Source organism: Verrucomicrobiota bacterium JB022 (assembly GCA_030673845.1).
In the GTDB taxonomy this organism is placed as follows: Bacteria; Verrucomicrobiota; Verrucomicrobiia; order Opitutales; family Oceanipulchritudinaceae; genus WOUP01.
The window spans coordinates 39,390-61,475 of sequence record JAUTCQ010000017.1; the positions used below are offsets into that span (position 1 = coordinate 39,390).

22 protein-coding genes are annotated in these 22,086 nt (G+C 64.8%); 18 read left to right on the top strand and 4 right to left on the bottom strand.

Translation table 11 applies throughout. The annotated features are described in order from the left end of the window. Positions 1 to 5 precede the first annotated feature (5 nt). Positions 6 to 1,196, bottom strand: coding sequence for an amino acid aminotransferase (locus Q7P63_12880; protein ID MDP0500981.1), 1,191 nt, complete (start codon positions 1,194 to 1,196; stop codon positions 6 to 8). Positions 1,197 to 1,431: 235 nt separating this feature from the next. Between Q7P63_12880 and Q7P63_12885 the strand changes: the two genes are divergently transcribed. The 3 genes from Q7P63_12885 (at position 1,432) to Q7P63_12895 (ending at position 3,600) form a co-directional block, all read left to right on the top strand. After that, positions 1,432 to 2,007: a PEP-CTERM sorting domain-containing protein gene (locus Q7P63_12885; protein ID MDP0500982.1), complete on the top strand. Its 576-nt coding sequence runs from the start codon at positions 1,432 to 1,434 to the stop codon at positions 2,005 to 2,007. Between the two features lie 139 nt (positions 2,008 to 2,146). Further along, on the top strand, positions 2,147 to 2,737 hold the full coding sequence (locus tag Q7P63_12890; GenBank protein MDP0500983.1) for a PEP-CTERM sorting domain-containing protein: 591 nt from the start codon (positions 2,147 to 2,149) through the stop codon (positions 2,735 to 2,737). Between the two features lie 443 nt (positions 2,738 to 3,180). Further along, on the top strand, positions 3,181 to 3,600 hold the full coding sequence (locus Q7P63_12895; GenBank protein ID MDP0500984.1) for a hypothetical protein: 420 nt from the start codon (positions 3,181 to 3,183) through the stop codon (positions 3,598 to 3,600). 34 nt (positions 3,601 to 3,634) lie between these two features. Here the strand turns inward: Q7P63_12895 and galE are convergent, their stop codons facing one another. Together galE and Q7P63_12905 are read right to left on the bottom strand one after the other, a co-directional pair. Beyond that, positions 3,635 to 4,624 carry a UDP-glucose 4-epimerase GalE gene (gene galE / locus Q7P63_12900; protein MDP0500985.1) on the bottom strand — a complete coding sequence of 330 codons (990 nt, stop codon included), beginning with the start codon at positions 4,622 to 4,624 and terminating at the stop codon, positions 3,635 to 3,637. Beyond that, a complete protein-coding gene (locus tag Q7P63_12905; protein ID MDP0500986.1) occupies positions 4,621 to 4,947 on the bottom strand; it encodes a hypothetical protein in 327 nt (108 codons plus the stop codon). The genes galE and Q7P63_12905 overlap by 4 nt, the downstream gene beginning before the upstream one ends. Between Q7P63_12905 and Q7P63_12910 the strand changes: the two genes are divergently transcribed. From Q7P63_12910 to Q7P63_12970, 13 genes are all read left to right on the top strand, one after another. Beyond that, a complete protein-coding gene (locus Q7P63_12910) occupies positions 4,946 to 5,263 on the top strand; it encodes a hypothetical protein (GenBank protein ID MDP0500987.1) in 318 nt (105 codons plus the stop codon). The genes Q7P63_12905 and Q7P63_12910 overlap by 2 nt on opposite strands. A 116-nt stretch (positions 5,264 to 5,379) precedes the next feature. Continuing rightward, entirely contained in the window at positions 5,380 to 6,735 is a 1,356-nt protein-coding gene (locus Q7P63_12915) for a terminase family protein (GenBank protein MDP0500988.1), read from the top strand. A 121-nt stretch (positions 6,736 to 6,856) separates the two neighbouring features. Then, a complete protein-coding gene (locus Q7P63_12920) occupies positions 6,857 to 8,050 on the top strand; it encodes a DUF935 family protein (protein ID MDP0500989.1) in 1,194 nt (397 codons plus the stop codon). Positions 8,051 to 8,194: 144 nt separating this feature from the next. After that, on the top strand, positions 8,195 to 8,968 hold the full coding sequence (locus Q7P63_12925; GenBank protein ID MDP0500990.1) for a phage protease: 774 nt from the start codon (positions 8,195 to 8,197) through the stop codon (positions 8,966 to 8,968). Positions 8,969 to 9,012: 44 nt separating this feature from the next. Continuing rightward, the gene (locus Q7P63_12930) at positions 9,013 to 9,438 is read left to right on the top strand and encodes a hypothetical protein (protein ID MDP0500991.1); all 426 of its coding nucleotides are present in this window, start codon (positions 9,013 to 9,015) and stop codon (positions 9,436 to 9,438) included. 36 nt (positions 9,439 to 9,474) lie between these two features. Further along, positions 9,475 to 10,410, top strand: coding sequence for a hypothetical protein (locus Q7P63_12935; protein MDP0500992.1), 936 nt, complete (start codon positions 9,475 to 9,477; stop codon positions 10,408 to 10,410). A gap of 205 nt (positions 10,411 to 10,615) precedes the next feature. Next, positions 10,616 to 11,065 (top strand): hypothetical protein, encoded by a 450-nt coding sequence (locus Q7P63_12940; protein MDP0500993.1) that lies wholly within the window; start codon positions 10,616 to 10,618, stop codon positions 11,063 to 11,065. Positions 11,066 to 11,086: 21 nt separating this feature from the next. Then, on the top strand, positions 11,087 to 11,527 hold the full coding sequence (locus Q7P63_12945) for a hypothetical protein (GenBank protein MDP0500994.1): 441 nt from the start codon (positions 11,087 to 11,089) through the stop codon (positions 11,525 to 11,527). A gap of 20 nt (positions 11,528 to 11,547) precedes the next feature. Continuing rightward, a complete protein-coding gene (locus Q7P63_12950; GenBank protein MDP0500995.1) occupies positions 11,548 to 13,632 on the top strand; it encodes a hypothetical protein in 2,085 nt (694 codons plus the stop codon). Positions 13,633 to 13,750: 118 nt separating this feature from the next. Beyond that, a complete protein-coding gene (locus Q7P63_12955) occupies positions 13,751 to 14,488 on the top strand; it encodes an outer membrane lipoprotein-sorting protein (protein MDP0500996.1) in 738 nt (245 codons plus the stop codon). Positions 14,489 to 14,539: 51 nt separating this feature from the next. After that, on the top strand, positions 14,540 to 17,686 hold the full coding sequence (locus Q7P63_12960; GenBank protein MDP0500997.1) for a YdbH domain-containing protein: 3,147 nt from the start codon (positions 14,540 to 14,542) through the stop codon (positions 17,684 to 17,686). A 155-nt stretch (positions 17,687 to 17,841) separates the two neighbouring features. Then, positions 17,842 to 18,069, top strand: coding sequence for a hypothetical protein (locus tag Q7P63_12965; GenBank protein MDP0500998.1), 228 nt, complete (start codon positions 17,842 to 17,844; stop codon positions 18,067 to 18,069). Further along, positions 18,069 to 18,446 (top strand): YdbL family protein, encoded by a 378-nt coding sequence (locus Q7P63_12970; protein ID MDP0500999.1) that lies wholly within the window; start codon positions 18,069 to 18,071, stop codon positions 18,444 to 18,446. Before Q7P63_12965 ends, Q7P63_12970 begins: the two co-directional genes overlap by 1 nt. Positions 18,447 to 18,510: 64 nt before the next feature. Here Q7P63_12970 and Q7P63_12975 read toward each other — a convergent pair whose 3' ends face one another. After that, positions 18,511 to 19,977 carry a UDP-N-acetylmuramoyl-L-alanyl-D-glutamate--2,6-diaminopimelate ligase gene (locus Q7P63_12975; protein MDP0501000.1) on the bottom strand — a complete coding sequence of 489 codons (1,467 nt, stop codon included), beginning with the start codon at positions 19,975 to 19,977 and terminating at the stop codon, positions 18,511 to 18,513. 80 nt (positions 19,978 to 20,057) lie between these two features. On the opposite strand from Q7P63_12975, the gene Q7P63_12980 reads away from it, so the two are divergent. Continuing rightward, positions 20,058 to 21,269 carry a glycosyltransferase family 4 protein gene (locus Q7P63_12980; GenBank protein ID MDP0501001.1) on the top strand — a complete coding sequence of 404 codons (1,212 nt, stop codon included), beginning with the start codon at positions 20,058 to 20,060 and terminating at the stop codon, positions 21,267 to 21,269. A gap of 71 nt (positions 21,270 to 21,340) precedes the next feature. Beyond that, positions 21,341 to 21,979, top strand: coding sequence for a PEP-CTERM sorting domain-containing protein (locus Q7P63_12985; GenBank protein ID MDP0501002.1), 639 nt, complete (start codon positions 21,341 to 21,343; stop codon positions 21,977 to 21,979). The last annotated feature ends 107 nt before the right edge of the window (positions 21,980 to 22,086 follow it).

Sequence of the window (22,086 nt, forward strand, 5' to 3'; positions counted from 1 at the left end):
GCCGTTTAGGCGAGCACGCGGGCGATCGACTTGGCGGCGATCGGGAGGTTCTCGGGCGTCAGGCCGGCGACGTTGATGCGGCCGTTGCCCACCATGTAGAGGCCGTCTTCGCGGCGCAGGCGGTCGACTTGCTCCAGGCTGAGGCCGGTGAGCGAGAACATGCCGCGCTGGCGGGTGAGGAAGGAGAAGTCGCGCGAGAGGCCCGACTTCATCATCGCGTCCACAAACTGGGTGCGGATGCCGTTGATGCGGGCGCGCATCTCGGTCAGCTCCTCTTCCCACTGCTTGCGCAGGGAGACGTCTTCCAGGATGGTGCGCACGACGAGGGCACCGTGGGCGGGCGGGTTGCTGTAGTTGGTGCGCACGATCACCTTCAGCTGGCTGAGGGCGCGCTGGGCGGAGTCGGACTCGGCGGAGAAGAGGTGGAGGGCCCCGACGCGCTCGTTGTAGAGCCCGAAGTTCTTGGAAAACGACTGGCAGACGATCAGCTCGAGCCCGGCGCCGAGGAGGGTGCGCACGGCGAGGGCGTCTTCCTGCAGGCCGTCGCCAAAGCCTTGGTAGGCGAGGTCGATGATGGCGAGGATGTCGCGCGCCTTGAGCACCTTGGCGATTTCGAGCCACTGCTCCTGCGTCGGGTCGATCCCGGTGGGGTTGTGGCAGCAGCCGTGCAGCAGCACCACGTCGCCTTGCGGGATGTTTTGCAAGTCGGCGATGAAGCCTTCGAAATCAAGGTCGTTGCTCTCGCCGTCGAGGTAGCGGTAGGTCTTGGTGGCGAGGCCGGCCGCGCCGAAGATCTTCGGGTGGTTGGGCCAGGTGGGGCCGGAGATCCAGACCGTGGGGCGCTCGAGGTTGTGGGCGAGGAAGTCGGCCACGACGCGGAGGGCACCCGTCCCGCCGGGGGTTTGCAGGCTGGCCTGGCCGGCAGGCACCGTGCCGCCGGCCGTCAGCAGCTGGCGGGTCAGCTCGCAATAACGGGCATCGCCGGTGATGGGCAGGTAGTTCTTGCTCGGCTCCGCTTCCCACAGGCGTTGTTCGGCAGCCTTGACGACGCGCAGGGTAGTGTTGCGGCCTTGTTCGTCCAGATAGACGCCGACCCCGAAATTGATCTTGTTCGGGTTCGGGTCAGCCTTGAAGGCCTCCGTCAGGCCCAGGATCGGGTCCGGCGGAGCGACGGGAATGGCGGCAAAATGAGGCATCGTGGTGGGTTGGGAGGTATGCGGATTTTGGGCGCGGAAAAGTGCCGCGCGTCACGTGGTGCAAACAAAACCAGTCATCATGATCGAGCGGCGCGCGCTGTCAATCTTGGGGCGGGGTAGGGTGGCGTATTGGAGGCGTGACACGGTGAGAGGATCGAACGCTGAGCAACGCACTGGTAAGATTTCTGGAATAACGCTTTTCTTCCCGTGGGGTATAGCCTAGGCTTTAAATCTCATGTCTTTACATAATCGTCTCTTTGCCTGCCTCGGCGCTCTTCTGGCCTGTGGAGGTTCTTCTTTTGCGGCAGTGAACATCGATATCACGGGGGGCAATGGCAGCCCGTTGGTCATTTATCTGCCTGCTATTTCCTACGAGATTACTGAAGCCAGGTCGTCCAACATCTTCCTTGCCTTCACAGGGACAAATCTGACGCCATTTGGCGCAAGGACGCCTATCGGCGATGTTACGCTCTCGATCAATGGCGGTGAAGGCATCTCCTTCGTCTACGGCATCAGCAACTATAACGGGGTGGACATCGATCCGGGCGATCTTTATTTCTACACGGATCCGATGCCTCTTTCCGTAGGAGACATTGTCACGGTGTCGGCGGGCACCTTGACCTTTTCCTCCAGTTACGCCGATCCGGCGCCAGGCAGTCTGTCTGTCGAATCCTTCATTGCCACCAGTAGCGTAAGACGGATCAGTAACGACGGCGTTCAAGCTCCTGTCGTGCCCGAGCCCTCGACCTATGCGGCCATCGCAGGCGCGCTGGGCCTGGCGTTCGTGGCGCTGCGCAGGCGCAAGGCGTAGAGGGGCGCGACCCAACTTTCCCGAGCGGCGGTGGCGAAAGCTTCCGCCGCTTTTTTGTGAAAATGGTCGTTTGTAAAAGAATCGCGGGCATTGCTTTACCACTCGCCAAGCGGGGGTCATTCCCTTAATCAGGCGCTCTATGCTCTTCAAGTCAGCATCTCTGTTATTGGTTCTGGCGGCTTTGGCCGCTTCTGCGCAGGCTTCGATCAACCTGCTGTTTTCCGGTGGCGAGGGCTCGCCGCTGACGGTGACGCTCGCGACTGACGCGACGTTTGTGATCACTGAGACCCCCACGGATGTGGGCCCTGTTTTTATTCTCGATGGTTTTGCGGGCCTTCTGGCGGCTGGACTGCCGGACGGCATTACCGGCGGTTTCTCGGGGGGACTGTATTTTTCCGTCAATGAAAGCCTCCCGGTGATGATTAGTGATGTGGGTGCGGGGGGTCCCCCTGGTCAGTCTGTGGTGACAGACGACGATCTGTTCCTCGTGGGCGGTTTCGGTCCGCTCCAGTTGGGCGACGTGGTGACTCTCTTTGCGGGTTCCCTCACTACGAACAGCAACTTCGAGACGACTATTCCGGCGGATGGCACCTACAGCATGTTCCTCATCGACATTAACAGCAAGCCGATTGCGGGAGACCTGCCTGCCGTGCCCGAGCCCGCAACCTACGCCGCTATCGCTGGCGCGCTGGGCCTGGCCTTCGTGGCGCTGCGCCGGCGCAAGGCGTAGAGGGACGCGACCCGACTTTTTCCGAGCGGCGGTGGCGAGAGCTTCCGCCGCTTCTTTGTGTCTGCAAATAGGAAAGCCGCCCCGGCTGTCCGGAGCGGCTTTTAATTGCCTAATTGAGCTTTAGAGCGTGTCTGTATTCTGAGCGATTTAGAGCGACTAACTAAAGTTTGAAATCTCTGTCCGTTGAAACTGCTTTTAGATGTGATCTGCGGTGTTTTCAACTTATTAAGCGTTTTTGGGGTGTTTTTTGGCGTTTAGCGGTCAAAAACACATCCCAAACGGCAAATTGAAAGCCGATTATCACGGTTGGTTGATGCTAACTGGCTTGGGCTCAAAGGGTTGATGGCCGAAAAACGGCGATTGCCGATTGCGCGGAGCGTAAAGGTAGATACTGTATGTGTAGGCTCCTTTACCCCATAGTAGCACAGCCAATCCCCTAAAGCGTGACTACTCTTCTGACAGTCTTCGATGAGAGCGCCCTGCTTGAGTTGGTCGAGCTGGAGAAGCTTTATTTGGAACTCTACCCGCGCTTCATCATCACCACGCCCAAGCCGATGGTAGACATCGGGTGGCCTGACTTTGCCGACATCCGGCAAGCGGCGCTGCTCGATTATGATCTACCGTTCGGCATGGTTTGCAATCGCGTGCACCAGCCCTCCGTCCAGCCCACGATCTACCTGAAGCTGAAGCAGATGGTGCCGCAGCTTTCGATCCTCACGGTGGTGGTGTACTCCAGCCTGGGCTGGACGATCGTGCCCTACGAAAAACGGATCGCCCGTGGCTTCGTCTACGAGGGCCACCATAGCCTGGAGGGCGCCGTCTTCTCCATCCGCGAGCACCTGCAGGGCGTCGAGGTGTGTTAAGGCGGTAAGGAGCGCGCGTGGCGTGATCACTCCTTTAGCTCGCGTAGCCGTTGGGGTGGCTTTGGTGCCACTGCCAGGCGGTGGCGATGATGGGTTCGATCTCCATGAACTTCGGAGTCCAGCCCAGCTCGTTCTTCGCCTTGGAGGAATCGGCGTAGAGGGCGGGGGGATCGCCTGCGCGGCGGTCGCCCGTCACATAGGGTACCTTGAGCCCGCTGACCTTCTCCACCGCGTTGATGATTTCGAGCACGGAGGTCGGGTTGCCGGTGCCGAGGTTGTAAAAGAGGCCGGTGCCGGGGGTGCCCAGCTTGTCGAAGGCGGCGATGTGGGCGCGGCTGAGGTCGTCGACATGCACGTAGTCGCGCAGGCAGGTGCCGTCGGGCGTCGGGTAATCGGTGCCGAAAACGGTGAGTTTGTCGCGCTTGCCCTGGGCGGCGTAGATCGCGAGGGGGATGAGGTGCGATTCGGGCGTGTGGTCTTCACCGATCTTGGCGTCTTCGGAGGCTCCCGCGGCGTTGAAGTAGCGGAAGGCGGCGAAGCTGAGGCCGTAGGCGTGCGCGCAGGCCTTGAGGGTGTTCTCGAAGTCGAGCTTGGTCTGGCCGTAGGGGTTGATCGGGCGCTGCGGCAGATCTTCGGTGATGGGCATCTTTTCCGGGATGCCGAAGGTGGCGCAGGTGGAGCTGAAGACGAACTTGTTGACGCCCGCGTTGCGCATCGCCTGGAGGAGGCGGATGGGGGCGGCGAGGTTGTTTTCGTAATATTTCAGCGGCTCGTGGACGGATTCGCCGACGTAGGCGAAGGCCGCGAAGTGCATCACGATCTCGATCTGCTCGTCGCGCAGGATGCGCTCGACCAGCGGGATATCGCCGAGGTTGCCATCGTAGAAGGCCACGTCTTCGGAGACTGCCTGACGGTGCCCGTAGACGAGGTTGTCGAGCACCACGGGGCGATGCCCGGCAGCCTGGAGTTGACGCACACAATGGCTACCAATGTAGCCCGCACCACCGATCACGAGAACGTTCATCGCCGTCGGTCATTAGGTGCTTCGACTTGAAGAGTCAAGGCGCGGCCCGGGTTGACGGTTGAATTGGGCCGGATTTTCCCACTTGAGCATTTTTTTACAGGTAAAAACGCGATCTGTTGCTGCATCATTTTCATATTCAAGGCGCTGCAGCGTTTGTACCCGCCGAGCACGCGCAGCCCGCCGAAGAATGGAAACGTAGCGGCGGAAGTGGCTAAAGTGAGGTCACCAACCGGGACGAAAGCGCAGGAATACTTATTCCAATGCCGCTCAAGCCTCCTGCGGGCAACTGGTTGGCTAATTTTCCTTTCACTCAATTTGCTCATGTCTACTACGTTGCACAGTATCGACCATATCCGCGAGCAGGCCGAGGCGATTCTCGACCGCTATGGCGCCCGCGATGTTTTGCCCGAAGCGGCCCTCGTGCTCGCCTGGCAGATCGTGTTCGAGCGCCTCCAGCGCGGCGACGATCAGGATTTCGACAAGCTCATCGTCTCGCTGCAGCGCCTCTGCGCCACCACCACCCAGCGCCGCACCCTCCAGCTCAAGGAAGCCCAAAGCGGCCCCGCCGACGACGAGCCGTCCACGGAAGGACTCACGCCCGATGTGCTGCGGCAAATCGAGGCGGCGCTGGGAGCCTAAAAATATGAACAGGAGTTTGGGGAGTTAGAGCGTTAAAACGGTGAGTTTATCTCCTTTCTCTTCTGCTTCTGAACTCCTGAAACTCCTCCAACTCCTGTTCCAATTCATTCCTTTTCATGTTCTTACCGTATCAACGCCGCTGGATCGAAGACCCGGCCCCGCTGAAGCTGATGGAGAAATCCCGGCAGGTGGGGATGTCGTGGGCCACTGCTTACCGGCTGGTGTCGCGGCTCAGCCAACCCGGAACGCGTTACGATGCGTGGGTGAGCAGCCGCGATGCCGTGCAGGCCCGCTTGTTTCTGGAAGACTGCCTCGGCTTTGGGCGGGGGCTCGATGCGGCGGCCCGTTCGTTGGGCGGGCGGGTGCTCGGCAAGCGCAGCTCGCGGCAGACGTTGCAGCTGGCCAACGGGTGCCGCATCCACTGCCTCAGCTCCAACCCCGATGCGCAGGCCGGCAAGCGCGGCACGCGGGTGCTCGACGAGTTCGCCCTGCACCCCGATCCGGAGCGGCTCTACCGGATCGCTTACCCGGGGGTGACCTGGGGCGGCGGTCTGGAGCTGATCTCGACCCACCGGGGCAGCGCCAACTTCTTCCACCAACTGGTGAAGGAGGCGCGCGAGGGCGGCAACCCCAAGGGCTTTTCGCTGCACCGCGTGACTTTGCAGGACGCCGTCGATCAGGGCCTGCTCGACCGCCTGCAACCACGCCTGCCCGACGACGACCCGCGCAAGCACCTCGCGCCCGACGACTACCTCGACTACGTCCGCGCCCGCTGCCCGGACGAGGAGAGCTGGCTGCAGGAGTATTGCTGCGTGCCGGCGGAGGACGCGGCGGCCTTCCTCTCGTTCAGCGATCTCGTGGCCTGCGAGGTGCCGGGGCTCTTGCAGCCCTCGCTCAAGGACCCGGCGACGAGCGCCTTTGCCGAGCCGCCGCGCTCCCTGTATGTGGGCGTCGATGTGGGCCGGGTGCACGACCGCACCGTCATCTGGGCGCTGGAGCCAATCGGCGACTTGTGGGTGACGCGCCATGTCGAGGTGTTGGCGGGCGAGACGTTTTCGCGCCAGGAGCAGGTGCTCGACGCGCTGTTGCGCCGCCCGGAATTCCGCCGGTGCTGCATCGACGCGACGGGCCTCGGGCGGCAATTCGCCGAGCGTGCGTCCGAACGCTACGGGCGCTACCGGGTCGAGGGCCTGCAGCTGAGCCTGCCCGTGCAGGAAACGCTGGCCTACCCGCTGCGGAGCGCCCTAGAAGAGCGCCGCCTGCGTATCCCCGAAGACGACGCCACCCGCGCCGACCTCCGAGCCGTGCGCCAGGAGCAGACCAGCACCGGCCACCCCCGCTTTGTCGCCCGTCGCGATTCCAGCGGCCACAGCGACCGCTTCTGGGCCCTCGCCCTGGCCCTGCACGCAGCCACCGGCGGCGAACGCCACTCGCCGGAGGTGCATGTCATCCGTCCCAAGGGGCGGAAGTGAGGCTAAACGGGTTCTCTCACTAAGGTCACAAAGGCACAAAGGAGCGATTAGGTTTTTTTTAAGCATCTTGGTGTCTTTGTGTCCTTCGTGAGAGCCCTCTTTCCCCATCCATTTCCTTTTTATGAAAACAACCACTCTTTCTTCGACGCGCTGGCGGGAGGCCCAGCAGCGGACGCGTTTCAACCCCGTGCGGCAGCTCTCGCCGGAGAGCCTGGGCCGGCAACTGGATGCCTTCCACGCCGGGGACCTTCGGGCGGCGGCGCTGACCTGGGAGGCGATCGAGCGCCGCGACGACGTGGTGCAATCGGTGGCGGCCAAGCGCAAGGCTGCGGCAGCCCGCCACGGTTGGGAAATCCTCACAACCGAGGACTCGCCGACCGCGCGACGCCACCAGGAGGCGTTGACCGCGTTTTATCGTCACGTGACCGCGATGAACGCCCTCGATGAGAACGAACGCGGCGGGTTTTCCCTGCTCGTGCGTCAGATGCTTGACTCGATTGGCAAACGTTACGCGGTGCACGAAATCGTCTGGCGGCCCTTGAGCGACGGCACCCTCACGGCGGAGTTCCGCTTTGTGCCGCTCTGGTTTTTCGAGAACCGCACGGGCCGCTTGCGCTTCCTGGAGCAGGAATTCGCGCAAGAGGGACGGGCGCTGGAGGACGACGGCTGGATGGTCACCGTCGGGCCGGGTGTGATGGAGGCCTGCAGCATCGCCTACCTCTACAAGACGCTGCCCCTGCGCGACTGGCTGGTCTACTGCGAGCGCAACGGCATGCCGGGCATCAAGGGCACGACCGATGCGCCTCCCGGTTCGCCGGAGTGGGAGGCGGCGCGCGAGGCGGTCGAGAGCTTTGGCGCGGAGTTCCACGCCTTGATGGGGCGCGGCACCGAGCTGGAGGCGATCCACCTGGAGGCGAGCGGGCAACTGCCTTACCCGCAGTTGGTCGAGCGCATGGACCGGGCGATGGTCGTGCTCTGGCGCGGCGCCGACCTGGGCACGATCAGCCGGGGCGCCGGGGTGGGGGCCAGCCTGCAGCAGGAGGAGTCCGACTTGCTGGCCGAGAGCGACGCCCAACTGGTTTCCGAAGCCCTGCAAACGCAGGTCAACCGGCCCTTGCTGCGCCACCTCTTCGGCGAAGAGCCGCGCGCGGTGATCGAAGTTCGTGCTGGCCGCACAACCCAGCCCGAGCGCGACCTGCAGGTCTACCGCCTCGCCTGGGAAATGGGCATCCCGCTCAGCGAACACGACTTCCGCGAACGCTTCCACCTCGCCGAGCCGACGGAGGAATCGGCGATGATCGGAGGGAATGGCTGAACAGGAGTTTGGGGAGTCAGGAGAGGAAGATTTTTTACAGAAGAGCACAAAGGACACGAAGAAGAGGATCCTAAATTTCTCTTTGGATCTGGGACTCCTTCAACTCACCTAACTCCTGTTCCAATCATCTTTATTATTTTTCCTATGAACAGTGAACATCAGAATACCTTTGAGCGCTATAAGCTGGTGAGCTTTGGCGAGCATGGACACCGCAAAGGGGTCCAGCGGATCGACCGTGGGGCCGGGGAGGCTTTGGTGGCGGCGTTCTATTCGCTCAAGGGGCGGATGGCGCGGCGATTCGGGGGCCTGCCGGTCTATGTCGGCCACCCCGACGATGCCGAATTTTCCGGGCGGGCCGGTCACGACGATACCCGCGCGCACGGCTGGGTCCAGGGCCTCGAAGTGGCCGACGACGGGCTTTTCGTGCGCATCAAGTGGGCCCGCAGCGGTCGCGAGCTGCTGGCGGAGGCGCATTACAAATACCTTTCGCCCCGCTGGCTGATGGAGCCGGTCGAGAGCGGCGTTTTTCGCCCCGTGCGGCTGCTCTCGGTGGGGCTGACGAATGCGCCCAACATCCCCGGCGAACCCATCGCGAACGCCGCACCGCAAGACGAGGGCAGCGTGGCCGGGGTGGGGGAGACGCAGGCCCTGCCGCCGGCGTCGCCCGATTGGCAATGCGAAGCCGAAGAGGCGCAGCAGCGCATCGCCGAACTTGAGGCCCGCCTCGCCCGCTTTGAAGTCCCCGCGGCCAACACCGAGCGCCGCCCGCTCAAGACTGCTGCGCTGACCGCCCAGCTCGGGCAGCGCAAGCCCGCGCAAAGCGAGTCCCGCCAGCTCCTTGAAGCCGTCAACAGCCGCATGGCCGAGACGGGCGAGGATTTCCCGACCGCCTGGAGCGCACTGCGCCACCGCGGCTAACGCACCTTTCCAACCCACACCTTACATCCAAATCCAACATACACATGTCTCAGTCTTCCAACCTGGTTTTTGCCAATACGGTCGGCGAATTTGCCGCCGGTGAGATCACTCGCTTTTCGACGGGCGCGCTTAGTGCGCGCAACCGTCTCGTGAAGCCCGGCGCCCAGCCCCGCACGGTGGCGCTCTGCGAGGCCAACGACCTCCCGCTCGGTGTTTCGCAAGACGATGCCGACCTTGCGGGCGACGCCGTCAACGTGACGCTGCTCGGCTCGGCTGGCCGCACCCTGCGCGCCGTCGCCTCGGGTAACGTGGCCGAGGGCGCGCTGCTCGTCCCGGCGGCCGGTGGCGCCGTGCGCACCCTGCCCGGCACGTCCGGCACCTACCACATCGTCGGCCGCGCGCTGCAAGCGGCTTCGGCGGGCCAACTGGTCTGCTTCGACCCCTGCTTCCCGCAGACCCGCACCGTCTAAACCTAACACCTACCCACCACTTTTCCACTTACACACATGACTGCGATTGAATCCCTGCCCGTGAAGGGCACCATTACCGCCGCCAACGAGAGCCGCTTCCAGCACGCCCACCTCAGCGAGCCGCTGACCGCCTATTCCATGGGCTGGAAAGACCCGCACAACCTGCAGGCGCTGCTCGATTTCCTGGCTCCGGCCGTGCCGGTGGCCCGCCGCTTCGAGTTCCGCAAATCCACCGCCGCCGACTTCTACTACTCGGAAGATGACGACGTGCGCGCGATCGGCGCCAACTTCAAGCGCGTCGGCTACTCGGGCGAGACGGTCCAGAGCAAGACGCTCAACAAGGGCCTGACGATCCGTGTCGACCACGACGAGGAAGTCGGCCCCGACTGGCGCGAACGCTACGTGGGGCTGCTCGTACAGCGCCTCTTGCGCAATGAGCTGCGCCGCGCGCTGAAGGCGATGGACAACGCCACGATCGCGAGCCCGCAGGCTTGGGGCGCGAATGCCAACCCCGATGGCGACCTCCGGGCCGAGTTGTTCCAAGGCACGCTGGGCACCGGCCTGCGCCCCAACCGCATCCTCTACGGCCCCGTGGCCTGGGACTTGCGCCAAAACGTCTACGATCAGCAAGACAACGCGGCGGCCGCGCGAGCCGGCGGCCTCTCGCCCGAAGAGCTGGCGCGCAAGGTCTTCGTCGACGAGCTGCGTCTCATGTCGCCGTATTTCCACGACGGCCAGGAGCTGCAGGCGATGGTGGAGCACTCCATCTACCTGTTCTACGGGCAGAACGGCATCCACCGCGACGAGCCGAGCACGCTCAAGCGCTTCTACACGCCCACCGACGACGGTAACGCCTTCCGCGTCTACGTGGAGGAGCACGCCAAATACACCGACATCAGCGTCGAGCACTATTCGCAAGTGGTGCTGACCAACCCGGATGGCCTCTGCCGCATGACGGTAAGCGGTGCGTAAACCCAACCCTCCCGGCGCGGCCGTGAAATACGACCGCGTTTTGGGGATACGGGTTCTCTCACTAGATCACAAAGGCACAAAGGGTTAAATCCCTAGCTCTAAGAGGGTTGCGTGGGATGGAGAGAGCTCGGCCCTCACCCTTTGTGTCTTTGTGCCCTCCGTGAGAGCCCTTCTTCCTCTCTTTCTTTCACCTTACGCTTTTCCCATGTCCTGGAATCCTTTGACCTTAACCATTTTGCAGCGCTACCTGGCGGCCCCGCAGTTGCGAGCTTTGCAGACGGCGGCTCTAGCCGATGCGCAGGGCGATCCGTTGCCCGAACTCATCGCAGATGTCACCGCGCGCGTCCGGGCCGAGCTGCGGGCGGGCGGCAACAGGCTCAGCGCCGACCCGCAAGCCTTGCCGGCGGAGCTGCACGGCCCAGCGGCGGCCCTCGTGCTCGCCACCGCCCAAACGCGCTTGCCCACGCTGGAGCTGCGCCCCGACCAGGTGCGCGCTTACCAGGATGCGCGGGCCCTGCTGGAGCGTTTCGCCACCGGCAGGCTGCGACCGGAGGCGCCGGACGACCCGGAAACCGCTCCGGCGCCCACCTCCGGGCAGACGGTCGTCGTCTCCGCCCGTTCCGACCGGCTGACCGCGCGCCGCCTCCGCTTTTAGCCACCCCGAGCAACTACGACCATGTCCGAATTTCCCGATCACCGCCTGGGCGAGTTTGCCTTGGCCTACTTGCGCACGCTGCCCGAGCTGCGGGGCGTGCACCTCTGGCTGGTCGACCCGGCCGACTTGGAGGGTGAGCTGCAGACGCAGGCCGCCGAGGCGACGACGCTGGCGGTGCGCCTCGAAGGCCCCACTTACCTTACGGTCGATTTCTCCGGCGAGCGTCTGCTGGAGCTGACGGTGCGCTTGCGCGAAAGCCTCTGGCACGCCACGCCGCGCAACGCCCGAGGCCAGCTCGCCTCGCTGCTGGCCCAGCGCCTGCGCGTCTTTCAACCGCCCGGCGCGCCGGAGCCGATGCGGCCCCATCCCTTTACGCCGCGTGCCGTGCCGGAGCCCAAGGGCCCCTGGCGCGAAGAGGTGCTGCGCTACGTCGTGAGCCTCGGCTACGCGGCCCACGAATAAGCCTCAAACCATTTACCACCATGCCTTTTTCCCGCCACCTCATCCGCCTGGCGCTCGACGCCAATTCGTTCGAGCCGCCCCTCGATGCGCGCCGCAACGCCGTGCCCGCCTTCTGGAGCGGGCGCGACGTCAGCATCCAGTTCGGCCTTTTCGATCAAGGTCAGCTCATCGACTCCGGAGACCTCGCGAGCTTTACCTTTACGCTCAAGCGCCTCCCGCCCGACCGCTCGGTGCCGCATTGGGACGACCCGGTCTACCTCACGCGCACGGCGCTCGTCACCAGCAACGAAGTCACGCCCACCGAATGGACCAACGGCACCGACCAGCACCTCGTGCTCCACTTCACGGGCGACGAGACGCAACTTGAGCCCGGCACCTACTGGCTCAGCGCCACCTGCACGAGCAAAGACAATCCTTCGCGGCAAATCACGTTCGGGGCCGGTCCGCTGGAGGTGTTTAGCGATGGCTACGCGAGCGGCGGGGTCGCCCCCGTGTTGACCGGCATGGCCTACAGCAAAGCGGAAGCCGACGCGCGCTTCCTCACCCAGCTGCAGGCCGCTGTCGATTACATGCCCGCCGATCAGGACCTCTTGCCGTTGATCGACCCGACCGCGGCGCGCGCGGCCTTTGCCGTCCCTTCGCGGGAGGAGTGCCTGCAGCGGACCTCCGCCCAGCGGGGAGGTGCGCGCCTGGAGGCGGGCCAATACGTCGAAGGCCTGTCCAACGGCTTCAACTGGGGGGTGGGCAGCGGGACGGTTCGCCTTTGCCTCGCGCTCGATAACTGGCGCCCGGGGGCGGACAACGTGCTGTGGACCTCCCACCGGAGCGGCAACAACCGCTGGCGTTGGGAGATCGCGGCGACTGGCGACTGGCGCTTTGTGTGGACGCTGGCCGACGGTAGCGAGCAGGTGGCGACCTTGCCCGACCCGGGCCTGATCGACGGCTCCATCTACGATCTGGTGCTGGTGGTGGAGCCTTCCGCAAGTATGGTCGTATACGTCGATGGAGCCGCGCGATTTACGGTCAGCCTGGCGGCCGTCGCCCCGGCCAATCTGGGCCATGGCAACAACGAGCCCAGCCAGGTGCTGCCGGGTGAAGGGCTGTCGGGTGAGCTCTACGACCAGCTACTGGTGCTCAACCATGCCTTGGGCGCGGCAGAGATCGCACGGCTGGCGCTGCGACCGGCGGGTTGGCACCTGCTGCGGACGGTGTCGGGGGCCAATCTGCTCAACAATGCCGACTTCACGGCGGGCGGTGCGGGGTGGGCCACTGTCGTTTCTTCGCCCGCCCAGCTCAGTTACCCGGCGGAAGGATTTTTGGGCTCCCCCAGCCTCAAGATCAACCGTTCCGCCGGTGGCGGCACGAATGCGCTGATCTACCAGAACGTGAACCTCGCGATCTATGGCGGCAAAGCCCTGCGCTTTCACTTCCGCTATCGCACCGAGGGGACGGACGCCGTGGCGCTGTTGCTGCGGGAGGAGGGCGGCTCATTTACTCAGCTCGCTTCGGCCGACTTGCCGGTCAACGTGCCTTGGCGGCGGATGTCCTTGGATCTCACGGTGCCGACGTCCATCAGTTCGGCGTTGTTCGCATTTTACAGCACGGGCGTCTGGCGGCGTAACATCCTGTGGGCCGATGATATGCTGCTGACCGAGGTAGGCGTGACCATGCGGGTGGATCTCGCCTCGGGCGGCGCATCCCGGCTGCCCAGCAGCAACGGAAGCGATTGGGCCGTGCGGGGCGGTGAGCCGCAGCACCTGCAGCCCGCCTACCCCGGAGAGCGGCGCCGGGAGGCTACCTTTTGGAGAGCTGCAGACATCGGCACGGCGGCGGCCAGCAATTGGCTGACGACCTTGCGCCCCGGCTGGACGGTCGAAGAGGTGTGGCTGCAGGTGACGACTGCAGGCAGTGCCGGTGAGGCCGTGCAGCTCGGGACGGCGGCCAACCCGACCCGCTGGGGTGCTTATTCGCTGGCGGCGACGGGGTGGCAGCGCGCGGTGCCGACCGAGCCTTGGCCCGGGTTCCAAACCGAGGAGGCTTATCTGCGGCTCAACCAGGCGGGCACCTCGCAATTCCGCCTCTGGCTGCACCTGCGTGCCGGTTGAGCGCCACGTTTGAGGCCCAACCTGCCGCAACCGGTGTATTTCGTTTGAAAACTGCCGGGATTGCGGCAGGCTGGTGCCTATGTGGCAGCTCTTTTCCCGAACCTGGATCTGTGGCCTGTTGGCCCTGACGCTTCTGCCGCTGAACGCGGCGGCTCAACGCCTGTTGACCGACCTCGACGCCGTGCTGGCCAAGTACATCGAGGCCAACGGCGGGCAAAAGGAGATGGATGCCGTCCAGTCGCTCCGGGTGATCGGCAAGTATACGATGGAGGGTAAGACCTTCGACCTCAACATCCTCAAGCGCCGCCCGGATCTGAAGGTCGTCTCGTATGCACAGGAAGGCGTCACGATTACGATCGGCTACGATGGGCAGCGCGTGTGGCGCCAGATCGACTCGCCCCAAGGCCGCCGGGTGGAGCCGATGGAAGGCCCCGAAGCCCAGGAATTCATTGGCGGGATCGACTTCGACGGGCCGCTGGTCGGCAAGCCCGGGGTGGGCGAGACCCGCAAGCTGCTGGAGCCCGAACGCATTGGCCGCGTCGACTATTACCGCATCGAGCTGACCAAGGCTGACGGCAAGCGCATCGTTTATTACATCGACTCGCGCACCATGCGGGAGGCCAAAAACCTCGAATACACCACTTCCGCCACGGGCGAGGAGACGGTGAAAGAGAATTTCCTCAGCGATTACGCACAATACGACGGCATCTGGCTGGCCCGAAAGATCGAGGCCGTGAGCGATGGCGAGCGCCAGTCGCTGCTCGAAGTGTCCAACGTGCAAATCAACCCGGGCATCATTCGCTCCTACTTCAGCATGCCGTCTCCCGCCGTGCGCAAGCCGGCTTCGGCCAAGTGAGGCTGCTGATCCATGGCGTCGGCTCCTCGCTCCTCGGTTTGGCGATTTTGGGTGCCTCTGGCCGCAGGGACGCTCGTGGGCGGAGCCTTGGCCGTCAACGCCATCCGGCAAGGCCTGCCCGGGTGGGTTGAAAACTGGCTGGAAGGCTGGGTCGCGCAAGACGTGGGCGGCCAGCTCGACCTCGAAGTCGCCTCTGCCAGCCTGTCGCACCTCGACGCCCCGCAGCTCAACTGGACCGGCCCCGGCTGGGAACTGCAGGGCGAGGGCGCGCAGGCGGATTATTTTTGGCTGCCCGGCCAGCCCTTCGCGCTGCAATACCTCGGCTTCGATTCGCTCACGCTGACGCTCGACCCGAGCCAGACGATTGCCTGGCCCGAGCCGGCCCGCCCCGCTACGACTGCGGCCGCGCTGCCGCCTCCGCGGGAGGTGCCGCTGGCCCCCCCTTTGCCGCAGGATGGCCCGCCGCCCGCCCCTCCGGTTGTCGCGCCTGTGGCTGAGACCAGGCCTCCGCCTGCTCCCACTGTCGAACCCGACCCCGTCGAGCTGCCGACTGCTCCCGTCGCGACGGCACCCGAGCCTTGGCCCGTGCCCGCAGTTCCGCCCCAATGGCTCCCACGTTGGGACGGTGACGCGCTGGAGACGGTGCTGCAGGGCTTGTGGGATTTCCAGATCGGCGCGGTAACGGTGCCTCAGGGCGAGCTGCGGATCTTGCGGGGCGAGGAAGCGCCGTTGACCTGGCCGTGGCAGCTGCATTGGCAGGACGATGGCCGCGAGCTGACCGGAGCTTTCGAAGGGCAAGGCGCTTCTTTGGATTTGCACCTTGCGGTCGACGGCGTGCGCCCGGAATGGACCGAGTTGAGCCTGTCGCTCGATATGGCCGGGCGTGAAGCCTGGACGCCTTGGCTCGAAAGCTTCGCGGTGGAGGCCCCTGCCGGGCTCGAATGGGGTGGGGCGCAGGCGGAGGCTCTTTTCCGCGCCCGCCCGGGCGAAGCCCCGCACACCGCATTGCTGATCGAGGGGCAGAATTGGCGCTACGACGACGGAGAGGGCCTGACCGCCGGGCTGGAGCGCATCGTGCTCGCCGCCGAGGGCCACGACTGGGACGATCTGGAGGTGAATGGCGCCCTGCGTTCGCACGCCCTGAGCTTTGGCGACTGGCAGGTGGACCCCTTCGACGTGATCGTCAAATACCCCGCGCCGCGCTACCTCAAGGTGGAGGTGCCAAACCTCGTGGCCCGGCAAGGTGATGCGATCCACGCCCGGGCGGCCTTCCGCGCTTTTGTGCAAGCCCCGTGGAAGCATCCCCAGCCGCAGGCCGAGTGGGAGCTGGCGCTGCAGGAGGCCCACCTTTTAAGCGAGTCGCAGCCGCACAGTCTGGAGCCGTTTTCGATCTTTGGCAAAGCCATCGCCGGCGGCTGGAGCGTGCAGGCTTCGCCCATCTCCGTCGCGGAGTTTCCGGACTGGTCGCTGGCGGATATCGAGGGGGCCGTGCATACCTTTCGACAGGCCGCCGAGGTGAGCGCCGAGCTGCGTTCGCGCAACGTGCCACTGCTGAATCTGGCAGCGCAGGTCGACGGTTTGAGCCCGCTGGACGCGGTCGCCTGGCAGATCCGCTCGCCGGGCGAAGCTCCCGCCACCGACTTGGAAGGCACGGTCGATCTTTCTGGGGAGGCTCCGGTGGTGGCGTGGCAGGGCAAGCTGGCGGCGGGTCTGCTGGAGGCCGTGCGGGCCTTTTTGCCGAGCGACTGGGCCGATTTGCAGGCGCAGGGTTCGCTCGCCTTCGGCTCGTCGGAGCTGACGCTGGGCGAGCAGCCGACCGGCGTGGTGGAGCTGCGTCCGCAGTTGACGCAGCTCGGTAGCGCCGCGCAGGGCTGGCAACTCCGCGACCTGAACGGCACCTTGCGCTTGGCCAACCCCTACGGCTTTTGGCTGCCCCAGGGGCCGGAAACTCATTTGACGCTCGCCCGCGCCAGCTCTCCCGGCACGCCGGAGTGGGACCTGCGGGGCCTTTCGCTGAAGATGCCGACTGAGGCTCCGCACGCGCAGCTCCACGCGGTGATGCACGACGGCCTCACCGGTGCCCGCGCGCTGGACGTGCAGGCAGAGGCGGACTGGACGCAGGGCTATACGCTGCAATCGACGCTGCAGAGCTTCCCGCCCGCCGGGCAAAAACCGCTGGTGCTCAAGCTCGACGCGCGCGCCACCTTGTTGCCATTGGTCGATCGCGTGACCCTGCAGGGTGGGGGGGCGCTTGGTTCGCTGGGCCCGCTCAAGGCGCTGCTCGGCCCGGCCTGGGCAGGCGTGCGCTTCGGCGGGCAGTTGGAGGTGTCGGGCGAAGCCGGGCGCGCCAACCTGCTCGATTACACCGGCCACGCGCGCCTGCAGATCCGTGACGGTTCGCTGACCTGGGCCGAGGGCCGCACCACCACTGGGCTCAACACGACGGTGCAGCTCGTCTACCAAGGCAACCAGCTCCGCAGCGACGGCCCCCAGACGCTGACCATTGCCGAAGTGAAGCAGGGCGAAGAGGTGCTGAAAAACGTGAGCGTACGCTTCAACCTGACCGCCTACCCGCAGCTCGCGGTCGAAGAAGTGGTGGCCGAGTGGCGCGGCGGGCAAGTCACGCTGGAGCCCTTCGTCTACGACTTCGCCAACCCGGTTTTCGAGACAACAGTGCACCTCAAGGGGGTGGAGGCGCAGCCGATCGTTACCCAGTTGATGGGTTCGGCACTGGAGTTCATTGCCCGCTCTGGCCAAGTCAAAGGTGCCATCTTGCCTCTGAGCGGCTACCTTCCTGTCCGGTATGACCATGGACGTTTGAGTGCGGACAAGGGGGAGTTATCATTAACGACTCCAAATCAGCCCTTGGTGCGCCTGACCGACCGCGAGTTGGCTGAAAAATACCTTAACCTGGGAGAGCAGGTGCCGCCTACCCTACGCCCGGCAGTGGTGAACGCCGCATTGAACGGACTTCAGGTCGAGTATTTTCGCGCACGCATGTTCGATCCCAAGACGCCGCTGCAGCCGCTCGTCCTTGAGCTCGGAGTAGCGGCAAGAACCAAGGAGCTTGAACTGGAAGGCGTGCACATCCGGATGCCAATCAACCTCTTTGGTGATCGCGAGCAAGGCCAGCATACATCGTTCGAACAGGCGCTATGGGCCGTGCTACACATCGGACTGCCTGCCCCACGAAGATGACGCAGAAACCAAAGGCGGGCGTAAGAAGCCCTTGCACCTCCTCGCTTAAATTATCCGCGTCCATCTGCGGCTAAGAAATCACTAACGCCCGCCTTCCCGCATCTTCCGCGAATTGGGTTGAAACCTTGCCTATTCTGCACAGGTTTGAAGAGAACATGTGGCGGCAAACTGGGCGACTCATCCCCGTGGCGCTGCTGGCTTTGAGTGCCGGTTGCATCCACGTCAAAACCGATCCGATCAAGATCGAGCCGATCTACGTCGAAGTGACGATCAACTACGAGATCCAGCGCGAGCTGGACGATATCTTCGGAGAGATCGACGCCGCTTCGACCACGACCGACTACGAACCCCTGGCGCCGGCCACTGAAACGGAGGAGCGATGATGGAACGACGTAACTTTTTCCGCTGGCTGGGCTTCGTCTTGCTCGGCCTCTTTGCGCTGGGCACCACCGCTTTTGCCCAAGACGCCGCCGCGCGTGTGCGCGACCGCTTGCCCCAAGTCGATGCCCTCAAGGCCCAAGGCGCGGTCGGCGAGACCAACCGTGGCTACCTCGAAGCCCGCAGCAGCCTCAACGAACAGCAGACCCAACTCGTCGAGGCCGAAAACGCCGACCGCCGAGAGCTCTACTCGCTCGTGGCGCGCCGTACCGGCCAATCCGTAGCGGAGGTCGGCCAGCAACGCGCCATCCGCATTGCCGAGATCTCCCGCCCCGGCGTGTGGCTGCAAGACGCAGACGGCGACTGGTACCGCAAGAAGTAGCTGTCCCGCAATTTGTGAACGTAAAAGCCCGGTTCGTATGAGCCGGGCTTTTTTTCGCCGAATCTTACCGCAGTGCTTTGACCACGGCGATGTCGCTGTAGGGGAGTTTGCGGGTGCCGATCTGCATGTAGTCTTCGTGGCCTTTGCCGGCGAGGACGAGCACGTCGCCGGGTTGGCTGGAGGCGTAGGCTTCGCGGATGGCGGCGGCGCGGTCGAGCTGCAGGGTTGTGGCCGGGTGCGGGCCGACACCGCGGCGAATGGCTTGCGCGATGGCTTCGGGCTCTTCGGTGCGCGGGTTGTCGTTGCTGATCCAGATGCGGTCGGCGTAGCGGGCCGCGATCTCGCCCATGAGGGGGCGTTTGCCCTTGTCGCGATCGCCCCCTGCCCCAAAAACGAGCAGCAACTGGCGAGGGTCGAACGCGCGCACGTTTTCCAGCAGGCGCTCGAGGCCGTCGGGATTGTGCGCGTAATCGACGATGGCGGTGGCGCCGTTGGGCAAAGGGAAGGCTTCCATGCGGCCCGGCAGCGGGCGGAAGCTGGCCAGGGCGCGCAGGAGGGCCTCCGGCTTGGCCCCGTAGGCCAGCAGGGTGGCGATGGCCGCGAGGGCGTTGGAGACCATGAAGCGGCCGAGCAGGCGCATGCGGGCGGGGTAACGCTGCCCTTGATAGGCGAGCGTAAAGGTGGTTTCGCGCGCGCTGAGGTTGATAAAGATCGCCCGCACTTCGGCCCGTCGGTTCTTGATGCCGTAGCGGAGCACGGGCCCTTTGGCCGCATGGGCGAAGGTCTGCCACGCCGGATCGTCGGCATTGACAATGGCGGGGCAGCGGACCGGCAGTTGCTGGAAGAGCCGCAGCTTGGCCTCCAGGTAGGCTTCGGGGGTGCCGTGAAAGTCGAGGTGATCGCGCCCGAGGTTGAGGAAGACGGCGGCGCTGAACTTCATGCCCGCCACCCGCTCGAGCGCGAGGCCGTGGCTGGAGACTTCCATCGCGACGGCGTCGGCGTGGAGGTTGCGCAGGCGGGCGAGCAGGCGGTAGCCGTCTTCGGCCAGGGGGGTGGTGTAGACGCCCGCCTCGATGCGTTGGCCGTTGAGGTAGGTACCCAGCGTGCCGATACTGCCCGCGCGCCCCAACGTGTGCTGGTAGAGGTGGGCGATGAGCTGGGCAGTGGTCGATTTGCCGTTGGTGCCGGTGACGCCGATCAGCCGCAGCACTTGATCGGGCGCTCCCCAGAAGGCCCGGCAGAGTGTGCCGTACACGCGACGCGGCTCGGGCACCACGAGCTGGGAAAGCGCCAGATCTTCGGAAGCGCGGGGCGTAATGACCGCTCCGGCCCCACGCCGCACCGCCTCGCTGAGGTGGGCCAGGCCGTGCTGCCATTGCTGATACGCCAGAAATTCCTCCACCGCCGCGAAAACCATGCCGGGCTGCACACGCTCGACGCGACAGGTGACGCCTGAAATCGCTTGTTCCCGCTGGGAGTCAGGGCCTTGCAAAAGCTGGGCGAGCAGGCGCGCTTGCTGCGTGATCGGCATACTCCCCAATTAACCACCGCCCACCGCCAGTAGCAAGCCCACGCCTTGACAGTCCGCAGATCGTGGGGGAAGCTCCCCGCGTGTCGACTCCCCGGGCCGTTCTCGTCTGCAACCAAGGCTGGCATCTCGAAGCCCCCAGTGGCGCCAATCGCCTGGGTAGCGACGTGGCGCGTGCGCTGGCCGCCGAGGGTGCCGAGGTGCACTATCTCTGCGTGTCGCCCGCCGGCCCTTACGACCAGCCGGTGGAGAGCGAGGGGGTGCAGGTGTGGAGGCACCCGCCGGCCCCGGCCAAGGCCAAGGGCTGGGCGCGCCTGCAACACCACCTGCGCGAGAGCGAGCGGCTGGCCCGCTGCATTTACGGGCAGACGCGGATCGACCTTGTCTACGGCCACACGCCCCTGCAGTACGCCGGTGCGCTACGCCCTTTGCGGGCGCGCAAACGCCCACGGCTGGCCTATGCGGTCCACAGCCCCTACGCGCTGGAGATGCGCTACAACGACGAGGCCCACGAGCCCCGTAGCTGGATGCGCGCCGTGCGGCAGGGCATGTTTCGCCTGATCGAGCGGCAGGTGCTGCAAAAGAGCGACTTTGTGCACGGCTTCTCGGCCTATACGGGCAAGTGCCTGCGCGAGCTGTATGGGCCTCGCCTGTGTGCCGGCTACGAGGCCTGGCCGGCCTGGGCCGATCTCGAACACTTCCAGCCCCGGCACGACTTCGACCTCGCCAACTTCCTCGGTGGGCCGCCGCTGGAGCCGGGCGAGCGCGTGTTCTTTACCCTGCGCCGCCTGCAACCGCGCATGGGGCTGGAAAACCTGATCGAAGCCGCCGCCCGACTCGCCCAAGAGGGGCACAAGTTTCGCCTGTTGATCGGTGGCAGCGGGCCCCTGCGCTCCGCGCTCGAAGATCAGGCGGCCTTGCACGACCTGCGGGCCCGCGTGCGCTTCCTTGGCCGGCTCGACGACGCCGACATCCCGCGCCTCTACACGGCGGCCGACTGCTTTATCCTGCCCACCCGGGGGCTCGAGTGCTTTGGGCTGATCGTGCTCGAAGCCTGGGCCTGCGGCACCCCGGTGATCGCGACCCCGGTGGGGGCCATCCCGGAGCTGTTCGACGACCCGGAGTGGAGGGGCTGGCTGACCCGCGATGCCTCGGCCGAAGCCCTCACCGAGCGTATGCGGGCCTTCCTGCAAGAGCCCCCCGCCAGCTCGCCGGAGCCTTATCGGGAAAGGTCCCGCCTCTGGGATAAGAACAAACGCCTAGGTGAGCTGCTGGAACGCCTCAAAAGAGCTTAGCCGCAAGGCTTTCACAAGTATTTGATACAGTTTGCTTTGAGAAATGATGGAGGAGCGGCTAAACTCGCCATATGAATTCTCGTCTCGTTGCGCTCCTGCCCATCCTCTGCACGGCAACCCTTTCTGCCTCGATTTCACTCGAGTTTTCCTTCACTGCCACCGCGTCCGGGGCCGATCCACTGGGCCTCGACGGGGCTACGTTTTCCTTTTTCGCCTCGTCCGACGATGAGGTCTATAGCGACTTCGGCGGCTTTGCCTACCTGGAGTTCGACACCATCCAGCTCACGCTCTCCGGCAGCTCGATGTCGGACGGCACTTACTCGCTCACAGAGCTCAACAGCGGGCCGATCGGTGCCGTCCCCGATGCCGGCAGCGATACCTCCATTCTGTTGCTCGACAGCGGCGGCGGCCCCGTCGATTTCACCGTCGGCTCGTTCTTTGAGCTGCGCAACTTTTCGCCCTACAGCTCCGCTAGCGTCGGCGGCTTCGTCAACCCCGGCGACGCCGTCTTGCCAGAGCACTTCGACGGGCTGGTGGTCGACGGCGCGGGCTTCCCCAGCTTCAACATCCGCACCCTGCCCGACCTCGGCTACTACAGCTACACCTACGCGCCCTTTACCGTCTCCGTCATCCCCGAGCCTGGGGTATATGGAGCCCTGGCCGGCCTGGGTGCCCTCGGCTTCGTAGCCTACCGCCGCAAGCGCGCCTAACGCCAATTTCATTCCTTTGCAGCCCTTCCGAGCCCGACCGGGAAAATCTCCTGGCCGGGCTCTTTGCAATCTGTATCACGAAATTTAATAGGCGATATGATTTACAT